The following is a 22,646-nucleotide window of genomic DNA, read 5'->3' as shown; positions in this document are numbered from 1 at the left end:
TTCCGATGAGCGCAACGGACACGATCCACAATGACGAGACCAGGGAGCCTGCATTCGGCTTCTGGCGGCGCAGCTACGCGATGCTGGTCAAGGAATTCATCCAGCTTCGCCGCGATCGCGTCTCGTTCGCCATGATCATCATGCTGCCGGTGATGCAGCTGACGCTGTTCGGCTACGCTATCAACACCACTCCGCGCAACCTGCCGACGGCGGTGCTGACCCAGGAGGACAGCGATCTCGGGCGTTCGATCCTGAAGGCCATGCAGAACACCGCCTATTTCCATTTCACCCGCGAGGTCCACACCGTCGCGGAGTTCGACGATCTCTTGCAATCCGGCAAGGTGCTGTTCGGCGTCGAGATCCCGCGCGGCTTCGAGCGCGCGGTGCGGCGCGGCGACAAGCCGGCGCTGCTGGTGGCGGCCGACGCCACCGACCCGGTGGCGTCGGGCTCTGCGCTCGGCGCGCTCGGGCCGCTGGTGCAGTCGGCGCTGGCGCACGACCTGCACATCGGCGATCCGCCGGAGATGCCGTTCGAGATCCGCGCCCATGCCCGCTACAACCCGGCGGCGGACTCGCGCCTCAACATCGTGCCCGGCCTGGTCGGGACCATCCTGACCATGACCATGCTGATCTTCACCGCGCTGTCGGTGACACGGGAGATCGAGCGCGGCACCATGGAGAGCCTGCTGTCGATGCCGATCAAGCCGGTCGAGGTGATGTTCGGCAAGATCATCCCCTATGTGCTGGTCGGCTTCATCCAGGCCACGCTGATCATCGCCATCGGCATCGTGCTGTTCGGCGTGCCGATCCTCGGCAGCCTCACGCTGCTGGCACTGCTGACCACGCTGTTCATCACCACCAATCTGTCGATCGGCTACACATTCTCGACCATCGTGCAGAACCAGCTGCAGGCGATGCAGCTCTCGATGATGTTCTTCCTGCCGAGCATCCTTTTGTCCGGTTTCATGTTTCCGTTCGCGGGCATGCCGGTCTGGGCGCAATATATCGGCGAGGGGCTGCCGCTGACCCATTTCGTCCGCATCGTCCGCGCCATCATGCTGAAGGGCGCCGCCATGCAGAACCTGCAATACGACACCATCGCGCTGGCCGCCCTGATGCTGTTCGCCATGACGGTGGCCGTGACGCGCTTCCGCCGCACGCTGGATTGAGGCAGAATGGACGTGACAATTCATTCCGGGGCGCCTCGAAGAGGCGAACCGCAGATGCGCAATTGCGCATCGGGGAATCTCGAGATTCCGGGTTCGCTTCGCGCCCCGGAATGACGGGCGAGGGGAAATGGCCGGGTTCTGGGGTAATAAGGACAGCGCGGAGGGCGGCGCGACCGTCGCAACGGACTTCCAACACGCCCTGATGCGCGAGGTGATGACCACCGAGCTGCTCCGCATCAAGGTGCTGATCGCCATTGCCGCAGGATTCTCGGTGATCACGTGTACGATCTACCTCATTGCTCCCGAGGCGTTGGTGCGGGTATGGCACGGAAATTTCAAGCCGTCCTATCTCTATTCCGTCATTGCGCCGTTCATCCTGTTCGAATTGTGGGTGCATGGCGCGATCACCAGGCACATGAAGCAGGACCGCGACCTGCCGGTGTTCAGGCGCTATGTCGGCGCCCTGATCGAGACGTCGATGCCCACCGTCGCGCTTGCGCTGCATATCGACAGTATGGGCCCGGTCGCGGCGCTCGGCTGGGTCGCTCCGCTGGTCTATTTCATTTTCATCATCGCCTCGACCTTGCGGCTCGATTTCTGGCTGTCGGCGTTCACCGGCCTCGTCGCGGCCTCGCAGCTGTTCTGGATGGCGATGTATTATCGCCCCGAGGGAACGCTCGATCCCGCGCCGGATTTCTTCTACCACGCCGCCCGCAGCGTCGTGATTCTGGTCTCGGGCATCCTTGCCGGCGCCGTCGGCCGGCAACTGCGGCTTCAGTTCGGCGCCAGCATCATGGCTGCCACCGCGCGCGACCGCATCACCAACCTGTTCGGCCAGCACGTCTCGCCGCAGGTGGTCGAACGTCTGATGACGGAAGGCGCCTCGACCGGGAGCGACATCCGGCGCGTCGCCGTGATGTTCGTCGATTTCCGCAGCTTCACCGCCGGCGCACGCACGCGCTCGCCGCAGGAGGTGGTTGACAGGCTCGACGGCGCCTTTGCCGTGCTGGTCGAGATCCTCGATCGCCATGGCGGCATCGTGAACAAGTTTTTGGGCGACGGCTTTCTCGCGCTGTTCGGCGCACCGTTCGAGGCCGGCGATGCCGCGCATCAGGCGGTCGCCGCGGCGCGCGAAATGCTTGCGGCCAATGAACGGTCCAACGCAGCGTCGAGCTGGCCGCTGCGCATCGGGATCGGCATCCATATCGGCGAGGTGGTGGCCGGCAATATCGGCTCGCCGCGGCGCAAGGAATACACCGTGATCGGCGACACCGTGAATTTCGCCGCCCGGCTCGAAGCGCTCAACAAGGAGCTCGGCTCGCAGTTTTTGATCTCGTCCGCGGTGCGCGACGCGCTCGGCGAGGAATGCAAGGACGCCGTCTCGCGCGGCGAGATCCCGGTCAGGGGTTACGAGCACCCGGTGCCCGTCTGGCAGCTGGGGTAGGCGCCACTATCGGAAATAGATGGAGGTATAAAAGTAGTGATTGACGTTTGGTCATATATTCATATAGATGACTAGATGAATTCACCGCTCGACGACCGCCTGCCGCGCTACCAGCGTCTCCGCGACGATCTCGCCGCGCGCATCAACCGCAATGAATGGCGTCCCGGGGACCTGATCCCCTCGGAGGCCGAGCTCGGCGCGCATTACGGCGTCGCCATCGGCACCGTGCGCAAGGCGATCGATCAGCTGGTCAGTGACGGCGTGCTGGAGCGCCAGCAGGGCCGCGGCACCTTCGTGCGGCGGGCGCGGTTCAATTCGTCGCTGTTCCGCTTCTTCCGCTTCCAGTCCGAAAGCGGCGAGCGCCGCGTGCCGCAGAGCCGCATCCTGCGGCGGAAGGCGATGCCGGCGACCTCGGCGGTGGCGTCGGCGCTGCGCATTCCCGCAGGCGAGCCCGTCATCAGCCTGTCGCGCCTCCGCCTGATCGACGATGTGCCGCTATTGGCCGAGGAGATCTGGCTGCAGAGATCGCGCTTCGAGGCGATCCTTGCGCTCGCGACTTCCGAGTTCGGCGACTTGCTGTATCCGCTCTACGAGGACCGCTGCGGCCAGGTCGTGGTCTCGGCCGATGAAGTCCTCACCGTCGAGATCGCGACCGAGATGCAATCGCGCCTGCTGCGGCTCGAGGTCAACGCGCCGCTGATCGTGATCGAGCGCCTCGCCTTCGATCTGGAACGGCGGCCGATCGAATGGCGCCGCTCGCGCGGGCCGGCGGACCGCTTCCGCTACCACGCCGAGATCAGGTGAGCGCGGCAACAACACACAACAACACAACAAATCACAGGGTGGAATGATGGCAAACTGGTACAGCGAATGCTCGCCGCTCGAACGGCGTACCTTCTGGGCAAGCTTTGGCGGCTGGGGGCTCGATGCGCTCGACGTCCAGATGTTCAGCCTCGCTATTCCGGCGCTGATTGCAGCCTTCGGGATCAACAAGGCCGACGCCGGCCTGCTTGGCTCGGTCACGCTGTTCTTCGGCGCGTTCGGCGGCTGGCTCGGCGGTGCGCTCGGCGACCGCTTCGGCCGGGTGAAGGCGCTGCAGATCACGGTCGCGACCTTTGCGCTGGCGACCTTCGCCTGCGCCTTCGCGACAAGCTACCCCCAGCTGCTGGTGCTGAAGGCGATCCAGGGCATCGGCTTCGGCGCCGAATGGGCCTGCGGCGCGGTGCTGATGGCGGAGATCATTCGCGCCGAGCATCGCGGCAAGGCGCTCGGCGCCGTGCAGAGCGCCTGGGCGGTCGGCTGGGGCGCCGCGGTGCTGCTGTCGGCGCTAGTCTTCACTTACGCGCCGGCCGATATCGCCTGGCGCATCCTGTTCGCCGTCGGCCTGATCCCGGCGCTGCTGATCCTGTACATCCGCCGCGGATTGAAGGAGCCGCCGCGTGCCGCTTCGCGCGAGGCCGAGCCTCCGTTCTTCGCCACACTCGCCGGAATCTTTCACCGCGACGTGCTGCGTGCGACCTTGATCGGCGGCCTGTTCGGCATCGGCGCCCATGGCGGCTATGCGGCGCTGACGACGTTCCTGCCGACCTATCTGCGCGAGGTGCGGCATCTCTCGGTGCTCGGCTCCAGCGCGTATCTTGCCGTGATCATCGTCGCGTTCTTCTGCGGCTGCGTGGTGTCAGGGATCATCAGCGACCGGATCGGGCGGCGCGCCAATGTGACGCTGTTCGCCGCGGCCTGCGTGGTGACGGTGCTGGTCTACATCTTCGCGCCGCTCTCCAATTCGCAGATGCTGGTGCTCGGGTTCCCGCTCGGCTTCTTCTCGGCGGGCATTCCCGCCAGCATGGCGGCGCTGTTCAGCGAGCTCTATCCGGCCGGAGTGCGCGGCACCGGCGTCGGCTTCTGCTACAATTTCGGCCGCATCGTTTCTGCGGCGTTCCCGTTCCTGGTCGGCTATCTCAGCGATCACATCGGCCTTGGTGCGGCGATCGGGATCGATGCGGCCTTCGCCTATTCGCTGGTGCTGGTCGCTGTGCTGATGTTGCCGGAGACCCGTGGCAAGGTCTTCGAGCAGGTCGCCGCCACGCGCGCGTGATGATGAGGGACGATGATGACATCACGCGAACATGGGGTGACGCGGCGCCGGTTTGCCGCGGGATTGATTGGCGCTGTGGCAGCAGGCGGACTGGCGAGCAGGGTGAGGGCTGAGGTGCCGCAATCAGCGATCGATACCCATGCCCATGTCTTCCATCGCGCCCTGAAGCTCGCGCCGGGACGGCGCTATGCGCCCGATTACGACGCGCCGCTCGGCCTCTATCTGCAGCAGCTCGACCAGAACGGCATCACCAATGGTGTGCTGGTGCAGCCGAGCTTTCTCGGCACCGACAATTGCTATCTGGTCGAATGCCTGAAGGCGACCAACGGCCGGCTGCGCGGCATCGCCGTGGTCGATCCCGGCGTCGCGGCGGATGAGCTTCGCGCGCTCGACCGCGCCGGCGTGGTCGGCATCCGTCTCAATCTGGTCGGCCAGCAGCTTCCCGATCTGACGTCGTCGGACTGGACGGCGCTGCTGCCACAGATCAGGACGCTCGACTGGCAGATCGAGATCCAGCGCAACGCGAGCGATCTCGCGATGCTCGCGCCAAGGCTGCTCGACCATGGCGTGAAAGTTGTGCTCGATCACTTCGCCTTGCCCGATCCAAAACTCGGCATCGACGATCCCGGATTCCAGTCGGTCCTCAAGCTTGGCGCGACGCGAAATGTCTGGGTGAAGATTTCGGCGCCTTATCGCAACGGCGCGGCCGGCGAGGCATTTGCGAAACAGGCCTATCCGCTGTTGCGCACGGCCTACGGCGTCGACCGGCTGCTGTGGGGCAGCGACTGGCCGCACACGCAATTCGAGGCGACGCAGAGCTACGCGAAGAACCGCAAATTCCTCGACGAGCTCGTCACCGATGCCGATGAGCGCGCGCGCGTGCTCGCGTCACCGCGCGAGCTGTTTCGCTTCTAGCCCGCGCGTGATTGCACCGAGTGCTCTGAAGGGCGTCGTTGCTTCTGTGCTACGATGGCGCCATCGGTCGCGAGTGACCGGGAGCACAGGGACCAGCAAGATGCAGCGGCGCTATATCACCGTCGACGTTTTCACCGACCGCGCCTTCGGCGGCAACCCGCTCGGCGTGGTGCTCGACGCCGGCGGGCTGTCGACGGCGCAAATGCAGGCGATCGCGACCGAGTTCAACTATTCCGAGACGACCTTCGTCTTGCCGCCGCAGGACAGGGACAACGACGCCCAGGTTCGCATCTTCACGGTGCGCTCGGAAATTCCGTTCGCGGGCCATCCCAATGTCGGCACCGCCTTCGTGCTGGCGAGCCAGGCGGCGAAGGCGCCGCCGCGATTGCGGTTCGAGGAGAAGGCGGGTCTCGTGCCGGTCGAGATCCTGTCCGACGGCGGCCGGGTGATCGGCGCCGAGCTGACGGCGCCGCAAGCCTTGCAACGCACGAACGAGGTGAGCGCGGCGGATGCCGCCGCCTGCCTGTCGCTGTCGGCGGACGACGTGAAGACCAATCGGCATGCGCCGCAGGTCGTATCGGTCGGCCTGCCGTTCCTGGTGGTCGAGATCGCCTCGCGTGCGGCCATCAAGCGCGCCCGGCCTGATGCTGCGGCGTTTGCCAGGGTGTTCCCGTGGATCGGCAGCGACGCGGTCTATTTCTACACAAGCGACGTGCCGGCGAGCGAGCAGCCGCTCGACCTGCAGGCGCGCATGTTCCACCCTGGCGCCAGCGGCCTGTCCGAGGATCCGGCCACCGGCAGCGCGACCGCGGCCTGCGCGGCGCTGCTCGCCGATATCGGTCCCGCGCGTGACGGCGAGTTGCGGCTGCGGATCGGGCAGGGTGTCGACATGGGCCGGCCGAGCCTGTTGCTGACGCGGGTCCGCAAGCAGGGCGGCGCGATCAATTCGGTGCATGTCGGCGGCGGCTGCGTGAAGATGATGGAGGGGACGATCAGCGTCGCGGGGGAGGAGGGTGAGAGCCGAAGCTAGGGCGCGTACTCATAAGTTCTCATGATGTCCGCTTCGCTCCGATAACGGCCGCTTTGTGCAGCAGCAGCAAATGACGCGAGGGGCCAGAAAGCGACATCGCTGACGCGCCACATGTCGCCGACGACTTCTTCGAGTGAGCTGCCTAGCTGTGAAGTTGCGAGTTGAGGCCGTCCCAATTTGGTGTGCGTCTGGTTGCCTCAAGAGCGCCGCTCTGGGAGTTACGACGAAAAAGAAGGCCCTTCTGGCCTGAGAGTTCTTTGGCTTTCAGGACTCGGCCATCTTCCAAGAGGATGCGCGCGCCTGCCGTGACATAACAGCCCGCTTCGACGATACAATCGTCGCCCAATGAAATGCCGATACCGGCGTTCGCTCCGATCAGGCAGCGCTCACCAACTGTAATCCTCTCTTTCCCTCCTCCGGACAGAGTGCCCATGATCGACGCTCCGCCACCAACGTCGCTGCCACGTCCCACAACCACACCGGCGCTTATCCGGCCTTCGACCATGCAGGGACCGAGCGTACCTGCATTAAAATTGCAAAAGCCTTCATGCATGACGGTCGTGCCCGGCGCCAGGTAGGCTCCGAGCCTTACGCGATCCGCATCGGCAATTCTCACGTCCGCAGGCGTCACATAGTCAGTCATGCGCGGAAACTTATCCACGCCTGTCACCTCAAATGCGAGAGCACGCTTTCGTGCCAACATTCGTGCTTCCGGTACACGAGAGCATTCACAGGGACCGAGGGTCGTCCAGGCAACGTTAGGTAACAGACCGAAAATTCCGTCAAGGTTCAGGCAGTTCGGCTGGACGAGCCGGTGGCTCAGGAGATGGAGTCGAAGATATGCGTCGTGCACATCAGTCGGCGCAGATGCAAGGGAGTCAATTTCTGTACGGATTGGAACGATGTCGACATTGCGGATGTCATCGTGTCGCGCATATCCGTCTGCCGATCCACCCAACGATCTTTTGAGTTCGTCCGTCGTCAGCCGTACCGTTGCCGCCTTGTCGGCCTCCACAATCAGGCGCAGCTGAAGAAACCAGGAATCTAACACGCGACCGTCAGCGGCAATCGTCGCAAATCCCTCGCCTCTCGCGCCCTTCAGCTCCATCGCCATTTGAATTGCTCACACTACGACCCTGCACATAATGCATACGCGAACTGGAATTAGCAACTTCTGCATTCTCAAACACGTCCGCTTTGGGTTGATTTTCGACGGATTCAGCGGGGGAGTCGACGGGTGATGTCCACTTGGCTTCGTTCAACTCGCGTCAACTTGGCTATGGCTGCGGCTTAATGAGACCGCGTCCTAGACCTGCGGCGCGGCCAGGTTCTCGATCTTGACCCCATCGCGCTCCTCGATGATCTCGGCGATCCAGCGGCGGTGACAATGCTCGTGGTCGCGCTCGTAGCAGAGGATGCAGACCGGGCCAGATTTCTTGACCAGCGACGACAGCTCGTCGAGCTCCTCCTTGGCCTGCACCGTCTTCAGGTGCGCCGAATAGATTTTGTGCAGCAACCCATATTGCCCGCTGCGCGCAGCCTCCCGGCCGCTCTTCGGCGTGCCGAGGCCGCGCAGATGGACATAGGCGATGCCGCGCTCGTCGAGGCCCGCGGCGAGCTGGCTCTTGGAGAAGCCGGGGCGGCGCGAGGAAGCGACCGCGCGGACGTCGACCAATAGCTTGACGCCGGCGTGCTGGAGCTCCTCGAGCACAGCCTTTGACGGCGTCTGCTCGTAGCCGATGGTGAACAGCCTCGATGCCTTCGCCATCGCTACCTCCCTCACTTCACCCGTTCGATCAGCTCCATCGCGCCCGCCGGCGCGCGGATCTTGCCCTCGTGGATCACGTAGGCGAACACGTCGCGCGGGGCCTTGTTCGGCTTGGTCTTGTCGACCTTCGGCAGGTCGTCCGGCTCGCCGCCGCCGGCCCAGTCCTGGAACCGCTTGGCCCAGGCGTCGAGCTGCTTCGGCGGATAGCAGGTCTTCAATTCGTCATTGCCCTTCTGCAGCCGGGCATAGACGAAGTCGCTGGCGAGATCGGCAATCGCCGGATATTTGCCGTGCTCGGCGAACACCACGGGCACCTCGAACTGGCGCAGCAGTGCGATGAATTCGGGCACGCAGAAGCTGTCGTGGCGCACCTCGACGACGTGGCGCAGCGCGCGGCCATCGAGCTTGCGCGGCAACAGTTCGAGGAACTTGCCGAAATCGGCGCCGTCGAACTTCTTGGTCGGCGCGAACTGCCAAAGCACCGGCCCGAGCCGGTCCTTCAATTCCAGCACGCCCGAATCATAGAACCGCTTCACCGAATCGCCGGCCTCGGCGAGCACGCGGCGGTTGGTGGCAAAGCGCGGTCCCTTCAGCGAGAAGATGAAGCCGTCGGGCACCTCGCTGGCCCATTTGCGAAAGCTCTCCGGCTTCTGCGATCCGTAATAGGTGCCGTTGATCTCGATCGAGGTCAGCTTCGAGGCGGCGTAGGACAGCTCCTTCGCCTGCGTGAGCTTCTCCGGATAGAACACCCCGCGCCACGGCTCGAAGGTCCAGCCGCCGATGCCGATATAGATGTTGCCTGCGTCTGTCTTGGTCTTGGTCGCCTTGGTGGGAGCTTTGGCCACGACTGCACTCATCGTGAAGGAGGGAACGGGGGGCAAGAGTAGTCAAAATAATCGTGATTGGCCAGTTTGCTAGGTTTGCGCGGCGGTGCTTATCGTGCTTGCTGGTGTTGGCTAGGATGTAAAAAAACGGGAGAACAACAATGCGCATGCTGGTTGCAGCCGCCCTCTTGATCACGTCGTCGGCTGCAATGGCCGACGACGTCGACGATGCGCACAAGCTCGCGATCACCGGCCGCGACGCCTACTGGAATTGTCTCGCCCGCGAATATCCCCGCGACAGCAACAAGACGATGTCCGACCAGGAATTCACCTCGCTGATCGCCAGTGTCTGTCCCTCGGAGCGGCAGAACTTCCGGGTGTCGCTGATCGACTTCCTGTCGCTGCAATTTCCGAAGCAGGACGCCGATACGCAGCTAACGACCGCCAACCGCGCGATCGAGCTTGCGCAGAAGGACATCGTGACCGCCTTCGTCCGGCGCAAGGCCGCGGCGAAATAGGTTCCCAAATCCTGTTGCGGGCGGTCGATTTTTGATATCAATCCGCGCAGGCGAGGGGATCGGCGGCATGAACTCACAATCGACGGCAGGCTTTTTGGGCGCGGTGGTCGCGGTCATCGTGTTGGCGGCGGCGTTCATCTATGGGCCGTCGCCGAGCCAGATCCGCAATCCCGCCCAGCCCGCGGCGGCGCGGGCTGCTCCTGCCGCGGAAGCTGCGCCGGCGGCCCCGGCGCCCCGCGGCCCCGTCATCCGGGACGTCCCGAACAACTAGCGCCCTGCGCCTCTTGCGGACCGCCCGGGGGCTTCCCATTTAGCCTAGAACGGCGACGTTGCAGCTTGTAAGGGCTCCGGCGCTGGGACGACCACGACAATGTCGGCTGCGCCGGATGTACGCGCGCCCCCTTGTTCGTGGTCGTTGGTATTTTCAGGGGTATTTTGGCCCCGTTTTCCCGCTTCCCGAGACAGCGTTCGGTTCGGCCCGCCTTGGCAGCGGGAGAGGCTGCCGCTATACGCTGGCGCTCATGAATGAAGCCATCAAGCCAGGCCCCGAAACCTTGTCGCAGGCAGCACGTCTGCCGCAGCTTTCGGTGGTCGTCCCGACCTTCAACGAACGCGCCAATGTCACGGTGCTGTACCGCCGGCTCGATGCGATCCTGAAGGACGTGTCGTGGGAAGTCATCTTCGTCGATGACAACTCGCCGGATGGAACCTGGGACGTGGTGCGCGAGCTGGCGCGGAACGATCCCCGCGTGCGCTGCATCCGCCGAATCGGCCGGCGTGGCCTGTCTGGCGCCTGCATCGAGGGCATCCTGGCATCGAGCGCGCCTTACGCTGCCGTGATGGATGCCGACCTGCAACATGACGAGACCCAGCTGCCGAAGATGGTGGCGCTGCTGCAGAGCGGCGAGGCCGAGCTCGTGGTCGGCAGCCGCTATATCGAGGGCTACAAGGCCGACGGCTTCAACAAGCAGCGCGCCGGCGCCAGCGCCTTCGCCACCGAGATCGCGCGCCGCACGTTGAAGGTCGAGATCGCCGACCCCATGAGCGGCTTCTTCATGATCCGCCGCGACCGTTTCGAGCAGATTGCGCCGCAGCTGTCGATCCAGGGCTTCAAGATCCTGCTCGACGTGGTGGCGACCGCGGAGGGCAAGCTGCGTACGGTCGAAATTCCCTTCACGTTCGGCGCCCGCCAGCATGGCGAGAGCAAGCTTGACTCGATGGTCGCGCTCGACTTCCTTGGCCTGGTGCTGGCGAAGCTGACCAATGATCTGATCTCGCTGCGCTTCATTCTGTTCGCAGCCGTCGGCGGGCTCGGCCTGCTGGTGCATCTCAGCGTGCTGTTCATCTCGCTGGAGCTGTTCAAGGCGCCATTCCCGGAGGCCCAGGCTGCCGGCGCGATCGTCGCGATGACCAGCAACTTCATCCTCAACAACTTCCTGACCTACCGCGACCAGCGGCTGAAGGGGTTCGGCATCCTGCGCGGCCTGTTGCTGTTCTATCTGGTCTGCAGTGTCGGCCTGCTCGCCAATGTCGGCGTCGCGTTCTCGGTCTACGACCAGGAGCCGATCTGGTGGCTTGCTGGCGCGGCCGGCGCGCTGATGGGCGTGGTGTGGAACTACGCGATGTCCGGGCTGTTCGTCTGGCGCAAGCGATGACGGTGGCATGAGCGCGAACGAGGCGCGGCTCGCCCGGAACACCGCTCTTGCGGTGTGCGCGCTCGTGGCGCTGCGGCTGGCCGCCGCCGCATGGACGCCGCTGACCTTCGACGAAGCCTATTACTGGATGTGGTCGAAGTCGCTCGCCGGCGGCTATTACGACCATCCGCCGATGGTGGCGATCGTGATCCGGCTCGGCACCATGATCGCGGGCGATACGCCGTTCGGGGTGCGGCTGGTGTCGATCCTGCTCGCGCTGCCGATGAGCTGGGCGATCTACCGGGCGGCCGAGATCCTGTTCGGCGGCCAGCGCGTCGCCGCGAGCGCGACGATCCTGCTCAACGTCACGCTCATGGCCGCCGTCGGCACGCTGATCGTGACGCCGGATGCGCCGCTGTTGGTTGCTGCCAGCCTGTTGCTGTTCTCGCTCGCCAAGGTGCTGGAGACCGGCCGCGGCGCCTGGTGGCTGGCGGTCGGCGCCAGCGCCGGTGTGGCGCTGTTGTCGAAATACACCGCGCTGTTCTTTGGTCCCGCGATCCTGATCTGGCTTGCGACGGTGCCGCAGCTGCGGCGCTGGTTTCTCTCGCCTTGGCTCTATCTCGGCGGCCTGGTCGCAGCCGGCCTGTTTGCGCCGGTCATCCGCTGGAATGCCGATCACCAATGGGTATCCTTCATCAAGCAGATGGGCCGCGCCCGGATCGAGGATTTCCGGCCGACCTATATCGCCGAGCTGATCCCGACGCAGTTCGCGTTCGCGACGCCGCTGGTCTTCATACTCGGCGTGATGGGCCTTTACGCGCTCTCTCGGCGCCGCGCCGGCGCGATGGGCGCGCGCGTGCTGATCAACACGATGTTCTGGACCATCGTCGTCTACTTCACCTGGCACGCGCTGCATGCGCGGGTCGAGGCCAACTGGTTCGCACCGGTTTATCCCGCCTTTGCGGTGGCGGCCGCGGTCGCCGCGATCCAGGTGCAGTGGACGCCGCGCGAGCAGCGCACGATCGATTTCTGCCGCCGCTGGGCCGCGCCGGTCGGCATCGTGCTGTTCGCGCTGCTGATCGTGCAGGCCAACACCGGTATGCTCTCAGGCTATCGCCGGGACGCCACCGTGCGCAGCGTGGGTGTCGGCTGGCAGGAGCTCGCCGACGAGATCGAGGCGGCGCGCGTCCGTCACGGTGCGACCTGCGTGCTGGCGCCGGACTACGGCACCGTCGGCTGGCTTGCCTTCTATCTCCCCGAGGGCAGCTGCGTGGCGCAGCAGGGCCAGCGCATTCGCTGGGTCAACATGCCTGAGCCGAGCCCGGCCCAGTTGTCCGGCAAGCTGCTGTATGTGCATGAGCTCGAACAGACGATGCCGGCTTCGCTGCGCGACAATTTCGCCCGTGTCGAAACCATCGCCGAGGCCAAACGCATGCGTGGGCCGCTGGTTGTGGAGACCTATGCGCTCGATCTGCTGGAAGGTCCCAAGGGCGACGTCCTCGACCGCTCGCCGCCGCCGGAACTGCAGTAGAAATCATCGAAGTCGAATGTCGGACCGGCCGGTTCCGGCTCGTCTTCCAGGTACCCGTCAACCACACGAGGTCCCGACATGACCAGTTCCGTCCTGAAGCCCGCTGCCGAACTCGCCAAGACCAATGCCAGGCGCTTTCCCAATGAGAGCGCCGAATATCGCCGCGCGCGCCAGGAGCTGCTCGTCGAAGAGATCGAGCTGCGCCGGCATATCGAGCGCGTGGCCGAGCTGCGCCGCGCCTTGCCGCCGGGCGGCGAGGTGACCAGGGCCTACGAGTTCACCGGCGAGGCAGGCGAGGCGTCGCTTGCCGATCTGTTCGGCAGCAAGCAGACGCTGATCATCTACAGCTACATGTTCGGCCCGCAGCGCGAGAAGCCGTGTCCGATGTGCACGTCGTTCATGGCCACGTGGGAAGCGAAGCTGCCCGATATCGAGCAGCGCGTGGCGTTCGTGTTCGTGGCGCGCTCGCCGATCGCGCGGCTGATCGAGGCGAAGCGGGCGCGCGGCTGGACGCGCCACAAGGTCTGTTCCGACGCGTCGGGTGACTACACGCGCGACTATGTCAGCAGGGATGACGGCGACGTGCCCGGCTACAATGTCTTCACGCGCCAAAACGGCACGATCCGTCATTTCTGGGCCGGCGAAATGGGGGCCGGCACCGTCGATCCCGGCCAGGATCCGCGCGGCGCGCCGGACCTGGATCCGCTGTGGGCCGTGCTCGACACCACGCCCGAAGGGCGCGGCAAGGACTGGTATCCGAAGCTCAGCTACTGAGGAGATTCTTGCTCAATCCCCGCGCGAATCCGGGGTGATCGGCAAGGAAATTCTCCTCTAATTTAGTGCGGCATGCAGCGGGTGGAACTGCGTGCCGGAATGTCCCATGATGGGACAGAAAAGCCGCTTTGGCGGTCCATTGCCATCTTAAAAAAGCCCGATGCCACAGGCACTTCCCGCGTTGCAGGGGATCGCGTCCGGTTAAGTCGCATTTAACTAAAAGTCGCCTTAATGGCCGTCTGTGCCCCCGCGCGACGTTGAGCCGAACATCCGTTCGACCTGTCGTCGAGTGAGGGACAAAGGTGGACCTGTTTTGAGCGTCGGGCGTATGGGTACGAGTGCGAGTGCGTATGTTCTTGGGGCGCCGAGCCGCAAGAAAGCTTCCCGAAAAATCCTCCCACAGCATTTCCTCGGCAGCGCCGCGGTGGCGGGGATGGTGCTTGGCTGCGCCTGGACCGTCTACGCCAACATCTTCGCGGCGGGCGTCTACCCGTCAGTGGGCAATGCAGCGTTCGATGCGCCGGTGGTGAAGCGGCCCGCGGCGGTCGCCGCACGGCCGGCGCCGGCGTTCAACGAGGTGTTCGCGTCCCTGACGCCGGCACCGGCGGCTCCCGCCAAGACCGAGGTCGCGAAGTCGGAAGGCCCGGCACCTTCGCTTATGTTTAACGACCGGTTTGCGGCGGCATCGCCCGAGGGCGTGCCGTCCAGCGCCTTGGCCGTCGCCGCGCCGCAGATCGACCCGATCAAGCAGGCGGCCGCGCCCAAGGTGGCCGAAGCTGCGAGGGCCGTTGCCTCGGCCAAGCTCGCCGAGACATCGAAGCCGCTGCCGGCGCCGAAGTCGGTCGAGACCGCCAAGAAGGAAGCCGCCGCCAATCTGCAGGTGGCGCTCAACGATCCCTCCGCAACGGTTCAGCCCAAGGAAGCGAAGCCCGCCGAAGCCAAGCAGGCTGCGAAATCCGGCGGCGTTCGTGACATGGCCGCGCGTGCCAAGGCCGCGGTGATGTCGATCGCATCGAGCGAGCGGCAGACCATGGTCGAGAAGCTGTGGGGCAAGCGCGAGTCAAGCGGGGGGCTGCTCTCCTTCGCCTCCGCCGACGCCAACGTCACCGGCAGCATCCCCTCGTCGCTGGACCAGAATCCGATGCTCGGCGGCTCGCCGCCCTATGACCGCCAGACCGCGGTCTACGACATCTCGGCCAAGACCGTGTACCTGCCGGACGGCACGCGCCTCGAGGCGCATTCGGGCCTCGGCTCCAGGCTCGACGATCCCAGGTCATCGCATCTGAAGATGGTCGGCGTGACGCCGCCGCACATTTACGAGCTCAAGCCGCGCGAGGCGCTGTTCCACGGCGTGCCGGCGCTGCGGCTCAATCCGATCGGCGGCGAGGGCAAGATCTTCAACCGCGATGGCCTGCTCGCGCACACCTTCATGCTCGGCCCGAACGGCGATTCCAACGGCTGCGTCTCGTTCAAGGACTACTACGCGTTCCTCGACGCCTACCGCAACAAGGGCATCCGCCGTCTCGCGGTGCTCGCGAGGGTTCAGTAGGCGCGGTCCGCTACGGGGGCGCTGCCCCCTTGGCCTGTCCCGCGATCGTCGGCTATCCTGCGCGACATCAATTTCGGCGCAGGGCAGGCGCATGACACTCGTGCAGGACACCGGCCGGCGGCGGCCCTGGGGCAAGATCCTGCTGATCGCGCTGGTCGTGATCGTCGCGCTTCCGTTCGTGTCGCTGCCGCTGTTCCGCACCTTCCTGTTTCAGCCCTTCAATATCCCGGCCAGATCGATGATGCCGACGGTGCTGGTCGGCGATTATGTTTTCGTCTCGAAATTCGCTTACGGCTACACCCACTATTCCCTTCCGTTCTCGCCGAAGCTGTTTGAGGGGCGCATCTTCGGATCATCCCCGGCGCGCGGCGACGTCGTGGTGTTCCGGCTGCCGAAGGACGATCGCGTCGATTACATCAAGCGGGTGGTCGGGCTGCCCGGTGACCGCATCCAGATGCGGGACGGCCAGCTCATCATCAACGAGACGGCCGTGGCGCGCGAGCGGATGCCGGATTTCGTCGGCGACGACCCCTGCGGATCGAGCGGCGAGGCCGGTGCGCGGCGCTGGCGCGAGACCTTGCCGAACGGCGCGAGCTACGAGACGCTCGATTGCATCGACAACGCGCTTCTCGACAACACGAACGTCTTCACCGTGCCCGCCGGTCAGTTCTTCATGCTCGGCGACAATCGCGACAATTCCACGGATAGCCGCATGCGGTCGATGGGCACAATTCCGCTCGAGAACATCATCGGCCGGGCCGGGCTGATCTATTTCTCGCGATCACCTGACGGAGCGATGCGGACGGAGCGCATCGGCACGGTCGTGCGTTGAACGGCTCGGACGTGAAGTGCTGAACAGGGGCCATCGCATGGCGGACCCGGCTTGTGGTGTTTCCTGAACAGATATCGAATGTGGTAATGTTCTCGGCAGCCGCGTAGCGAGTCTCGGATCGGCAACGTAACTGGCCAGAGGCGACATGTCTCCCACACCTCCCATCGAAACCCCGCCGTCCATCACGACCGAAGCGTTCGTCGAGGCCGGCGCGGCGGTTGCCCGCCTCGAAGAGATCTACGAGCGCAACACGGCCTTCCTGCGCAGTCGCTTCGAGGCTTATGTCAACGGCGTGCCGTTCACGACGCGGGTGCGCGCGCATTACCCCTTCGTGCGCATCACGACCTCGTCGCATGCGCGGCTGGATTCCCGGCTCGCCTACGGTTTTGTCGCGGGGCCCGGCGTTCACGAGACCAGCATCACGCGGCCGGATATTTTCCGGACCTATCTCACCGAGCAGATCGGGCTCCTGATCAAGAACCACGGCGTGGCGGTCGAGATCGGCGAGTCCAGCGAGCCTATACCGATCCATTTCGCCTACCGGCGCGACATCAATATCGAGGCGGCGCTGAGCATCGCCGACAGCTCGGCGTTTACGCGATCGCTGCGCGACGTGTTCGATACGCCCGATCTCGCCGCGATGGACGATGCGATCGCCGACGGGACGTTCGATCTGACGCCGGGCACGCCGGAGCCGCTGGCGCTGTTTCGCGCGGCACGGGTCGATTACTCGCTGCGCCGGCTCTATCACTACACCGGTACCGACCCCGAGCATTTCCAGAACTTCGTGATCTTCACCAACTACCAGTTCTATGTCGATGCCTTCGCGCAATCGAGCCTGCAGCGTCTCGCCTCGGGTGAGGCAGGCCTCGAGGCCTTTGTCGCGCCCGGCAATGTGATCACGCGCAACGCGCTGGCAGGCGGCGGTGTGAGCGGGACGGCATCGGAGCGCGTGCCGCAGATGCCGGCGTTTCATCTGGTCGAACCCGACTATCGCGGCATCACCCTGATCAATATCGGGATCGGTCCGTCCAATGCGCGCAACATCACCGATCATGTCGCGGTGCTGCGGCCGCATGCCTGGCTGATGATCGGCCATTGCGCCGGCTTGCGGAACACGCAGCGGCTCGGCGACTACGTGCTGGCCCACGGCTATGTCCGCGAGGACCACGTGCTCGATCACGAGCTGCCGCTGTGGGTGCCGATCCCCGCGCTTGCGGAGATGCAGGTGGCGCTCGAGGAGGCGGTCGGCGAGGTGACTGGGCTCACTGGCTTCGAGCTCAAGCGGCTGATGCGCACCGGCACGGTCGCGAGCGTCGACAATCGCAATTGGGAGATCAGCGGACCGCAGGTGATCCGGCGGATGTCGCAATCGCGCTCCATCGCGCTTGATATGGAATCGGCGACGATCGCCGCCAATGGCTATCGTTTCCGCGTACCTTACGGCACGCTGCTGTGCGTGTCCGACAAGCCGCTGCATGGCGAGATCAAGCTCGCCGGCATGGCCAGCGAGTTCTATCGCCAGCGTGTCGGCCAGCATCTTCAGATCGGCCTCAAGGCGCTCGAAAGGTTGAAGGACCAGGAATCCGAGCGGCTGCATTCGCGCAAGCTGCGCAGCTTTGCCGAAGTCGCGTTTCAATAGCTCCGTTCGCCAAGCCGCAGACGACGCTCTATCTCGGCCTTCAGATCGCGGCTCCTGCACGTATTTCGCCAGCTGGCTGCCTGACGCCGCGGAAGCGAAGGTAGCATTTTCCGCGCCCGGAAATTGGAACTTTGGGTTCCGCAGTTCTACGGTTCGACCGTGCGCATTTTGCTGTTGCGTCCGGCGGCGCATTTGCATCTAACTTCTCGGTGTACTGTCTGCAGAAAATTCCGCCTTGCGGTCAAGCGTTTGGAGTTTATTTTTGAGAGCCTGTCTGAGTGAGTTGGTTGGGTGTCGCTTCACTTTGGGGCCCCGCCAGTGAGTGCTTCCGGCGGAAATGGTAATCGCCTTCTCGCAACACTGCCGGCAGCGGACCTGGATCTGCTGGGTCCCGAGCTCGAAACGGTCGCGCTCGATCAGGATGCGGTTCTGGCGCGAGCCGGTGACGAGATCGACTACGTCTTCTTCCCTCATAGCGGGGCGATCACGCTGATGATCGACATGGCAGACGGGAGCACGGTTGCGACCGGCGTGGTCGGGCGCGAAGGGGCAGTGGGCAGTCTTTCGGTGCTCGGGTCGTCCCCGTCGGGTATTACCGCAGTCGTTCGTGCGGTGGGCACCGCCTCGCGGATTTCCGCGCCGCGCTTTCATGCCGCTTTCGGACGCAGTGCTGCGATCCGGCAGGCGATGCAAAAGCACATCAGGTCGATGCTAATCCAGTTCCAGCTCGGCTCCGCCTGCAATGCGCTGCACCCGGTCGAGGCCCGGATGGCGCGCTGGCTGCTCCAGCTCCGCGATCGCGTCGACAGCGACGTCCTGCCGCTGACCCAGCAGGCGCTGTCGCAAATCCTCGGCGTGCGACGAACGACCGTGACCCTCTTGATGCGCAATCTGCGCACGCGCGGCGCGATCAGGTCCGATCAACGAGGCCGGATCGAGATCGACAGGTCGCGGCTCTCGGCGGCGGCGTGCGAGTGCCATCGCGTCATGCGTCTCGAAGCCGAGGAGATCTTCTCGGACAATAAGGCCCGATCTCGCGCGGCAGCCCTAACCGACAATCCGCGGATCTCCGAAATCGAAACGGACGACGCGCTGTGAGCGCGGTGCGGCGCGATCAGCTTCTCCGCCGCCGATCAAGCTTCTGTGCGGGGGCGGATGCCGTCTCGAGCTTCGCAATCTCGCGCAGCACCTTCGCCGTCTGGCGCAATTCATTGCGCTCCGGTCCCGGCTTCAGCCGTCGAGCTTCGTTGAGAAAGTCCTTGGCCTGCACCAGCCAGGTGGATGTTTCCGTTGCGATCTGCATGCGCGCCATGGCGTCCCTCCATCGCGATCATCAATGGTCTGTGTCGTCGTTCAGGCCGGTGAGCCGGCGCCGCGGCGCCGGACGCGGATGCTCGGCTCATCGACCCAGGCGTCCCGCGCGAACCAGGCGTGATCGGTGCGGCAGAACGGGCAATTGGTGCGCGAGAAGAACACTGCGCTGCGTCTAAAGCTCTCGCGATCAGTCCGGATGCCGGTGGAAATCGCGTCTCCGGTTTGCGGACATTTGACCATGAGCATGCCCATGTGAGCCTCCCTCGATATTGCTTCTTGCTCTTTGCAGAAAAGTACCGGCCGGTTGGATTGCGCCCGTTTGCCGGTGCGACTACTTTGGGGGGCATCGCGCACCTGCTGCGTTTGACAGAGCATCGGGCAGTGGGGGCTGCATGCTCGTCGCTGGGCTTATTCCAACCGGCCGGATCCCTCCTCAAACGAATCCTCGACGTGAATTGAGTGCCGCTCTTTTAGCCGGCTTGGCGAAGAACCTTGGCGAAGTGCTTCCTGACCGGCTCACTTGTTTCCGTGGCAAGCTTCTGGCCAAGCGCCCACAATTCCCTGTTCTGGTCCGATGCCGTGTCGAAGGCCTTGCGGGCCTGCTCAGTGGACAAGGTCAGGACGTCGGCCGCTGACTTGCTGCCGAGGAGATGGGCGAAGAAATCGAGCGCGGAGGCGGCATTGGCGTGGGAGATTTCGATCACCTTGAGCGCGTAGTCGGCCGCGCCTCGCGCATTGCACGAATACGTTTCGCCCAGCACCTCGGTCATCCGTCCGGAGGCGGCCCGCGCGTGGGAGAAGCCCTGGTCGGCAAGATCGCCGATCACGCCGGGCAAGCCGATCTTCGGAAAGCTCAACAACGGCATTCCGAAGACATTCGTATCGTTCACTGTGACTTTCATTTCACCTTCACTCAAGATGCAGTCCCCTTCTCAAGCGAAAGCGTTGCTCGCAACGCTCGCTCGCGTCACGAGAGCTGACGCTCCGTGTTCAATTCAGATTTTGGGTGAGCTTCGATCGCGTCCCGACGCTACTGTGCGGAACGAAAGCGCGACTGTCGGTTCGGTTTGCGACTCTCGCGAAGAATTTTTTTAAGATTGTCAACTCACACCAACGTATGTTTACGGGTGCTGTGCATAATGTGGATATCGTGAGCGGCAGAAGACACCTGCTTCAGCGTGAGGTTGCGCAAAGCATCCCCATGAGCGCGCTGTGGAAGGATCCCAGGTGGTTTGCCCCAATACGAAAACGCCGGCATCGCCGGGCGTTGCGGCCTTCGCGTTTCTCACGGCAGCGCCTCTACCCCCTCCAGCGGAGGGTCTGGAGGTTCGTGCCCGCTGCGATCACGCCGTGACTGTCTTCCACAATTGCGTCTCGATGCCGATCGCGGCCTTGACCTGCGGCCGCGCCTGCATTCGTGCGAGATAACCCGCGAGTTCGGGCCATTGCGCGACATCGACGCCGGCGGGGCGGAGCAGCGTCAATGCCCAGGCCAGATGCGCGTCCGCGACCGTGAAACGTTCGCCGACGAGGTATTCACGGCCGGCGAGATGCGCGGCTACGATTGCGACGTTCTGTCCGATCCGTTCGCGCGGTTTGGCCAAGGCCGCATCGTCCTTGTACCAGAAGGTCGGGAACAAAAATCCCTTGTGGAGCTCGGTGCCGATGAAGCTCAGCCATTCCTGCAGGCGATAGCGGTCCGGATGGCCGGGCGGCGGCGCCAGGCCGAGTTCGGGCTTGAGGTCCGCGACATATTGCAGCACCGCTGCGCTCTCGGTGAGCCGCTCGCCGTTCTCGAGCACCAGCACGGGCACCGCGCCCTTCGGCGAGACGGTGCGGAAGTCGCCGTCGTTCTCCAGCACCTTCTTGGTCCAGAGATGGACCATGTGGTAGCGCGCCTCGATGCCGGCCTCCATCAGCGCGATCCGGCTGGCGAGTGAGCAGGCCATCGGCCAGAAATAGAGCTGCAGCATGGCTGATGTCTCAGGCGAGGGCGTTGCCGCGGGCGATGATCGCGAAGCGGTCGGACAGTTCGGCGAGCGCGACGTCGTGAATGAGCTTTGCCGCAATGGTGCCGCCGACGCCGTCAGGCAGGTCGCGGGTGGCGCAGCTGTCGGCATCGATGGTGGTGCGGAAGCCGAGATCGAGCGCGGCGCGGGCCGTCGAGCTCACGCACATATGCGTCATGAAGCCGGCGAGCACGAGCTCCTTGCGGCCGGTCGCCGCAAGCTGCGCGTTGAGGTCGGTGCCGGCGAACGCGTTCGGCAATTGCTTCTCGATCACGGCCTCGCCGGGCCGCGGTGCCAGCGGCGCGACGATGGCGCCGCGCTCCGCGCTGCGGTCGAACAGGCTTCCGGGTTGTCCCTTGTGCGCGATGTGGAAGATCGCGGCGCCGCTTTCCCGGGCGCGGGCAAGTAGTGCCGTTGCGTGCGCAATCGCCGGGTTGGCGCCGGGCAGGGCCAGCGGACCGGCGAGATATTCGTTCTGGATATCGATCAGCACCAGGCAGCTGTTCGCGAGGCGGGGCGGGGTGAGGTCGATGCCGGCAAGCTGCATCAGGGTTTTGGCTGCTGTCATGATCCTGAGATCTCCACGAGATGTGCTCCTCGAAAATATAGCGGTGGAGCTGCCTGCCGTAATGCAGGGATATTGCAGCCGGTGGCTGCGTTATTGCAGGCAGCCGGCTCACGCTGTAGCCTGATGCGATGAACTGGGACGACCTTCGCATCATCGCAGCCGTCAGGGACGAGGGCACCTATGCCGGCGCCAGCGCGCGGCTGCGCATCGACGAGACCACGGTCGGCCGCAGGCTGGCGCGGATCGAGCGGGCGCTCGGTGTTCGCCTGTTCGAGGCCGCCGACGGCGTCCGCAGGCCGACCCGGCAGTGTGACATGGTCCTCGCCCATGTCCAGGCGATGGCGGCGCATGCCGAGGAGATCGGCCGGATCGGCGAAAGCCTGCCTGGCCCGGTCGGCCGGCTGCGCATCGCCTCCACCAATGCGATCGCCGAGGAGGTGCTGGCGCCGCGCACCAGCAAATTGCTGCGCGCCAATCCAGGCCTCACGCTGCAATTCCTGACCTCGAGTGACAACGTCAAGTTTTCGCGCTGGGAAGCCGACCTCGCGATCCGGCTGCGCAAGCCGGACAAGGGCGATTTTGCGATCTCGAAGCTCGCGGAGGTCAGGCTGTATTTCTTCGAGCCAGTCGCGACAACAGCGGGAGAAGCGGTGTCGTGCGCCTATCCCGATGAGCTCGGAGCGATTCCGGAAATGCAGTTCCTGCGCGCAAAGCGACTTCGCGCGCGCTGCGTGACCGACAATGTCCGGATCATCCACAAGCTGATCCAGTCGCATCAAGCGGTCGGCGTGTTGCCGGAACATAGTTGTGTGGACTTGCTGACCGACCGCCGGCTGCGCGCCACGCTGCTGCCGAAGCGGCGCGATGTCTGGCTGCTGGTGCAGAGCCATCTCAAGCGCGATGCGGCGACGCGCGTCACCATCGACTGGCTGCGCGGCTGCTTTCAGGACGTCGCGCACAGCGGGTAAGACGGCCTCGGGATGGTGGAGCGTGTTGCGGTGCGCGCGTTACCGCGCCGTCTCGTCTTGAA

General features: G+C 64.6%; 24 protein-coding genes. 16 read left to right on the top strand and 8 right to left on the bottom strand.

The window, feature by feature from the left end; all coding sequences use genetic code 11:
* Positions 1 to 5: 5 nt before the first annotated feature.
* The 6 genes from WDM24_RS26785 (at position 6) to WDM24_RS26760 (ending at position 6,653) form a co-directional block, all read left to right on the top strand.
* Positions 6 to 1,169: an ABC transporter permease gene (locus WDM24_RS26785; protein WP_166306205.1), complete on the top strand. Its 1,164-nt coding sequence runs from the start codon at positions 6 to 8 to the stop codon at positions 1,167 to 1,169.
* Positions 1,170 to 1,296: 127 nt separating this feature from the next.
* Complete coding sequence (locus WDM24_RS26780) at positions 1,297 to 2,613, top strand: adenylate/guanylate cyclase domain-containing protein (RefSeq protein WP_338827808.1); 1,317 nt, start codon at positions 1,297 to 1,299, stop codon at positions 2,611 to 2,613.
* A 75-nt stretch (positions 2,614 to 2,688) separates the two neighbouring features.
* A complete protein-coding gene (locus WDM24_RS26775; protein ID WP_338827807.1) occupies positions 2,689 to 3,417 on the top strand; it encodes a GntR family transcriptional regulator in 729 nt (242 codons plus the stop codon).
* Positions 3,418 to 3,463: 46 nt separating this feature from the next.
* The gene (locus WDM24_RS26770) at positions 3,464 to 4,708 is read left to right on the top strand and encodes an MFS transporter (protein ID WP_338827806.1); all 1,245 of its coding nucleotides are present in this window, start codon (positions 3,464 to 3,466) and stop codon (positions 4,706 to 4,708) included.
* A 15-nt stretch (positions 4,709 to 4,723) separates the two neighbouring features.
* Entirely contained in the window at positions 4,724 to 5,623 is a 900-nt protein-coding gene (locus WDM24_RS26765) for an amidohydrolase family protein (RefSeq protein ID WP_166306213.1), read from the top strand.
* A gap of 100 nt (positions 5,624 to 5,723) precedes the next feature.
* Positions 5,724 to 6,653 (top strand): PhzF family phenazine biosynthesis protein, encoded by a 930-nt coding sequence (locus tag WDM24_RS26760; RefSeq protein ID WP_338827804.1) that lies wholly within the window; start codon positions 5,724 to 5,726, stop codon positions 6,651 to 6,653.
* 142 nt (positions 6,654 to 6,795) lie between these two features.
* On the opposite strand, the gene dapD is transcribed toward WDM24_RS26760, so the two are convergent.
* The 3 genes from dapD to WDM24_RS26745 all read right to left on the bottom strand — a co-directional run bounded on the left by dapD (position 6,796) and on the right by WDM24_RS26745 (position 9,266).
* On the bottom strand, positions 6,796 to 7,767 hold the full coding sequence (dapD, locus tag WDM24_RS26755) for a 2,3,4,5-tetrahydropyridine-2,6-dicarboxylate N-succinyltransferase (protein ID WP_338827802.1): 972 nt from the start codon (positions 7,765 to 7,767) through the stop codon (positions 6,796 to 6,798).
* A 192-nt stretch (positions 7,768 to 7,959) separates the two neighbouring features.
* The gene (locus tag WDM24_RS26750; RefSeq protein ID WP_338827800.1) at positions 7,960 to 8,421 is read right to left on the bottom strand and encodes a DUF488 domain-containing protein; all 462 of its coding nucleotides are present in this window, start codon (positions 8,419 to 8,421) and stop codon (positions 7,960 to 7,962) included.
* Between the two features lie 11 nt (positions 8,422 to 8,432).
* Positions 8,433 to 9,266: a DUF72 domain-containing protein gene (locus tag WDM24_RS26745; protein WP_338827799.1), complete on the bottom strand. Its 834-nt coding sequence runs from the start codon at positions 9,264 to 9,266 to the stop codon at positions 8,433 to 8,435.
* Between the two features lie 140 nt (positions 9,267 to 9,406).
* Between WDM24_RS26745 and WDM24_RS26740 the strand changes: the two genes are divergently transcribed.
* The 9 genes from WDM24_RS26740 (at position 9,407) to WDM24_RS26700 (ending at position 18,823) form a co-directional block, all read left to right on the top strand.
* Entirely contained in the window at positions 9,407 to 9,763 is a 357-nt protein-coding gene (locus WDM24_RS26740; protein WP_338827798.1) for a hypothetical protein, read from the top strand.
* Positions 9,764 to 9,830: 67 nt separating this feature from the next.
* Entirely contained in the window at positions 9,831 to 10,034 is a 204-nt protein-coding gene (locus tag WDM24_RS26735) for a hypothetical protein (RefSeq protein WP_338827797.1), read from the top strand.
* Positions 10,035 to 10,284: 250 nt separating this feature from the next.
* Positions 10,285 to 11,418 (top strand): glycosyltransferase family 2 protein, encoded by a 1,134-nt coding sequence (locus tag WDM24_RS26730; RefSeq protein WP_338827796.1) that lies wholly within the window; start codon positions 10,285 to 10,287, stop codon positions 11,416 to 11,418.
* A gap of 7 nt (positions 11,419 to 11,425) precedes the next feature.
* Positions 11,426 to 12,928 carry a glycosyltransferase family 39 protein gene (locus WDM24_RS26725; RefSeq protein ID WP_338827794.1) on the top strand — a complete coding sequence of 501 codons (1,503 nt, stop codon included), beginning with the start codon at positions 11,426 to 11,428 and terminating at the stop codon, positions 12,926 to 12,928.
* A gap of 78 nt (positions 12,929 to 13,006) precedes the next feature.
* Positions 13,007 to 13,702, top strand: a complete 696-nt coding sequence (locus WDM24_RS26720) for a DUF899 family protein (protein ID WP_338827792.1) — start codon at positions 13,007 to 13,009, stop codon at positions 13,700 to 13,702.
* Between the two features lie 433 nt (positions 13,703 to 14,135).
* Positions 14,136 to 15,251, top strand: a complete 1,116-nt coding sequence (locus WDM24_RS26715) for a tlde1 domain-containing protein (RefSeq protein ID WP_414645629.1) — start codon at positions 14,136 to 14,138, stop codon at positions 15,249 to 15,251.
* Positions 15,252 to 15,342: 91 nt separating this feature from the next.
* Positions 15,343 to 16,083, top strand: a complete 741-nt coding sequence (gene lepB / locus WDM24_RS26710; RefSeq protein WP_338827790.1) for a signal peptidase I — start codon at positions 15,343 to 15,345, stop codon at positions 16,081 to 16,083.
* Positions 16,084 to 16,228: 145 nt separating this feature from the next.
* Positions 16,229 to 17,725 (top strand): AMP nucleosidase, encoded by a 1,497-nt coding sequence (locus WDM24_RS26705; RefSeq protein ID WP_338827789.1) that lies wholly within the window; start codon positions 16,229 to 16,231, stop codon positions 17,723 to 17,725.
* A 318-nt stretch (positions 17,726 to 18,043) separates the two neighbouring features.
* The gene (locus tag WDM24_RS26700) at positions 18,044 to 18,823 is read left to right on the top strand and encodes a Crp/Fnr family transcriptional regulator (RefSeq protein ID WP_166306243.1); all 780 of its coding nucleotides are present in this window, start codon (positions 18,044 to 18,046) and stop codon (positions 18,821 to 18,823) included.
* Between the two features lie 16 nt (positions 18,824 to 18,839).
* Here the strand turns inward: WDM24_RS26700 and WDM24_RS26695 are convergent, their stop codons facing one another.
* The 5 genes from WDM24_RS26695 to WDM24_RS26675 form a co-directional block, all read right to left on the bottom strand.
* Positions 18,840 to 19,037, bottom strand: coding sequence for a hypothetical protein (locus WDM24_RS26695; protein WP_029081578.1), 198 nt, complete (start codon positions 19,035 to 19,037; stop codon positions 18,840 to 18,842).
* Between the two features lie 41 nt (positions 19,038 to 19,078).
* Positions 19,079 to 19,291, bottom strand: a complete 213-nt coding sequence (locus WDM24_RS26690; RefSeq protein WP_029081577.1) for a hypothetical protein — start codon at positions 19,289 to 19,291, stop codon at positions 19,079 to 19,081.
* A 218-nt stretch (positions 19,292 to 19,509) separates the two neighbouring features.
* Entirely contained in the window at positions 19,510 to 19,866 is a 357-nt protein-coding gene (locus WDM24_RS26685) for a phasin family protein (RefSeq protein ID WP_338832449.1), read from the bottom strand.
* Between the two features lie 516 nt (positions 19,867 to 20,382).
* A complete protein-coding gene (locus WDM24_RS26680) occupies positions 20,383 to 21,012 on the bottom strand; it encodes a glutathione binding-like protein (protein WP_338827786.1) in 630 nt (209 codons plus the stop codon).
* 10 nt (positions 21,013 to 21,022) lie between these two features.
* On the bottom strand, positions 21,023 to 21,616 hold the full coding sequence (locus WDM24_RS26675) for a cysteine hydrolase family protein (protein WP_338827784.1): 594 nt from the start codon (positions 21,614 to 21,616) through the stop codon (positions 21,023 to 21,025).
* 128 nt (positions 21,617 to 21,744) lie between these two features.
* Here WDM24_RS26675 and WDM24_RS26670 point away from each other — a divergent pair, with 128 nt between their 5' ends.
* The gene (locus tag WDM24_RS26670; protein WP_338827782.1) at positions 21,745 to 22,584 is read left to right on the top strand and encodes a LysR family transcriptional regulator; all 840 of its coding nucleotides are present in this window, start codon (positions 21,745 to 21,747) and stop codon (positions 22,582 to 22,584) included.
* Positions 22,585 to 22,646: the final 62 nt, after the last annotated feature.

Origin of the sequence: Bradyrhizobium sp. 27S5 (genome assembly GCF_037217225.1) — a bacterium.
GTDB classification, from domain to species: Bacteria; Pseudomonadota; Alphaproteobacteria; order Rhizobiales; family Xanthobacteraceae; genus Bradyrhizobium; species Bradyrhizobium septentrionale.
This window is presented reverse-complemented; position numbering and strand designations above follow the sequence as displayed.

Coding starts and splice junctions, on each gene's coding strand:
- WDM24_RS26720 (WP_338827792.1), top strand. CDS start 13,007: ATGACCAGTTCCGTCCTGAAGCCCGCTGCCGAACTCGCCAAGACCAAT.
- WDM24_RS26735 (WP_338827797.1), top strand. CDS start 9,831: ATGAACTCACAATCGACGGCAGGCTTTTTGGGCGCGGTGGTCGCGGTC.
- dapD (WP_338827802.1), bottom strand. CDS start 7,767: ATGGCGATGGAGCTGAAGGGCGCGAGAGGCGAGGGATTTGCGACGATT.
- WDM24_RS26760 (WP_338827804.1), top strand. CDS start 5,724: ATGCAGCGGCGCTATATCACCGTCGACGTTTTCACCGACCGCGCCTTC.
- WDM24_RS26695 (WP_029081578.1), bottom strand. CDS start 19,037: ATGGCGCGCATGCAGATCGCAACGGAAACATCCACCTGGCTGGTGCAG.
- WDM24_RS26770 (WP_338827806.1), top strand. CDS start 3,464: ATGGCAAACTGGTACAGCGAATGCTCGCCGCTCGAACGGCGTACCTTC.
- WDM24_RS26730 (WP_338827796.1), top strand. CDS start 10,285: ATGAATGAAGCCATCAAGCCAGGCCCCGAAACCTTGTCGCAGGCAGCA.
- WDM24_RS26715 (WP_414645629.1), top strand. CDS start 14,136: ATGGTGCTTGGCTGCGCCTGGACCGTCTACGCCAACATCTTCGCGGCG.
- WDM24_RS26740 (WP_338827798.1), top strand. CDS start 9,407: ATGCGCATGCTGGTTGCAGCCGCCCTCTTGATCACGTCGTCGGCTGCA.
- WDM24_RS26765 (WP_166306213.1), top strand. CDS start 4,724: ATGACATCACGCGAACATGGGGTGACGCGGCGCCGGTTTGCCGCGGGA.
- WDM24_RS26690 (WP_029081577.1), bottom strand. CDS start 19,291: ATGGGCATGCTCATGGTCAAATGTCCGCAAACCGGAGACGCGATTTCC.
- WDM24_RS26780 (WP_338827808.1), top strand. CDS start 1,297: ATGGCCGGGTTCTGGGGTAATAAGGACAGCGCGGAGGGCGGCGCGACC.
- WDM24_RS26725 (WP_338827794.1), top strand. CDS start 11,426: ATGAGCGCGAACGAGGCGCGGCTCGCCCGGAACACCGCTCTTGCGGTG.
- WDM24_RS26705 (WP_338827789.1), top strand. CDS start 16,229: ATGTCTCCCACACCTCCCATCGAAACCCCGCCGTCCATCACGACCGAA.
- WDM24_RS26750 (WP_338827800.1), bottom strand. CDS start 8,421: ATGGCGAAGGCATCGAGGCTGTTCACCATCGGCTACGAGCAGACGCCG.
- WDM24_RS26675 (WP_338827784.1), bottom strand. CDS start 21,616: ATGACAGCAGCCAAAACCCTGATGCAGCTTGCCGGCATCGACCTCACC.
- lepB (WP_338827790.1), top strand. CDS start 15,343: ATGACACTCGTGCAGGACACCGGCCGGCGGCGGCCCTGGGGCAAGATC.
- WDM24_RS26775 (WP_338827807.1), top strand. CDS start 2,689: ATGAATTCACCGCTCGACGACCGCCTGCCGCGCTACCAGCGTCTCCGC.
- WDM24_RS26680 (WP_338827786.1), bottom strand. CDS start 21,012: ATGCTGCAGCTCTATTTCTGGCCGATGGCCTGCTCACTCGCCAGCCGG.
- WDM24_RS26670 (WP_338827782.1), top strand. CDS start 21,745: ATGAACTGGGACGACCTTCGCATCATCGCAGCCGTCAGGGACGAGGGC.
- WDM24_RS26785 (WP_166306205.1), top strand. CDS start 6: ATGAGCGCAACGGACACGATCCACAATGACGAGACCAGGGAGCCTGCA.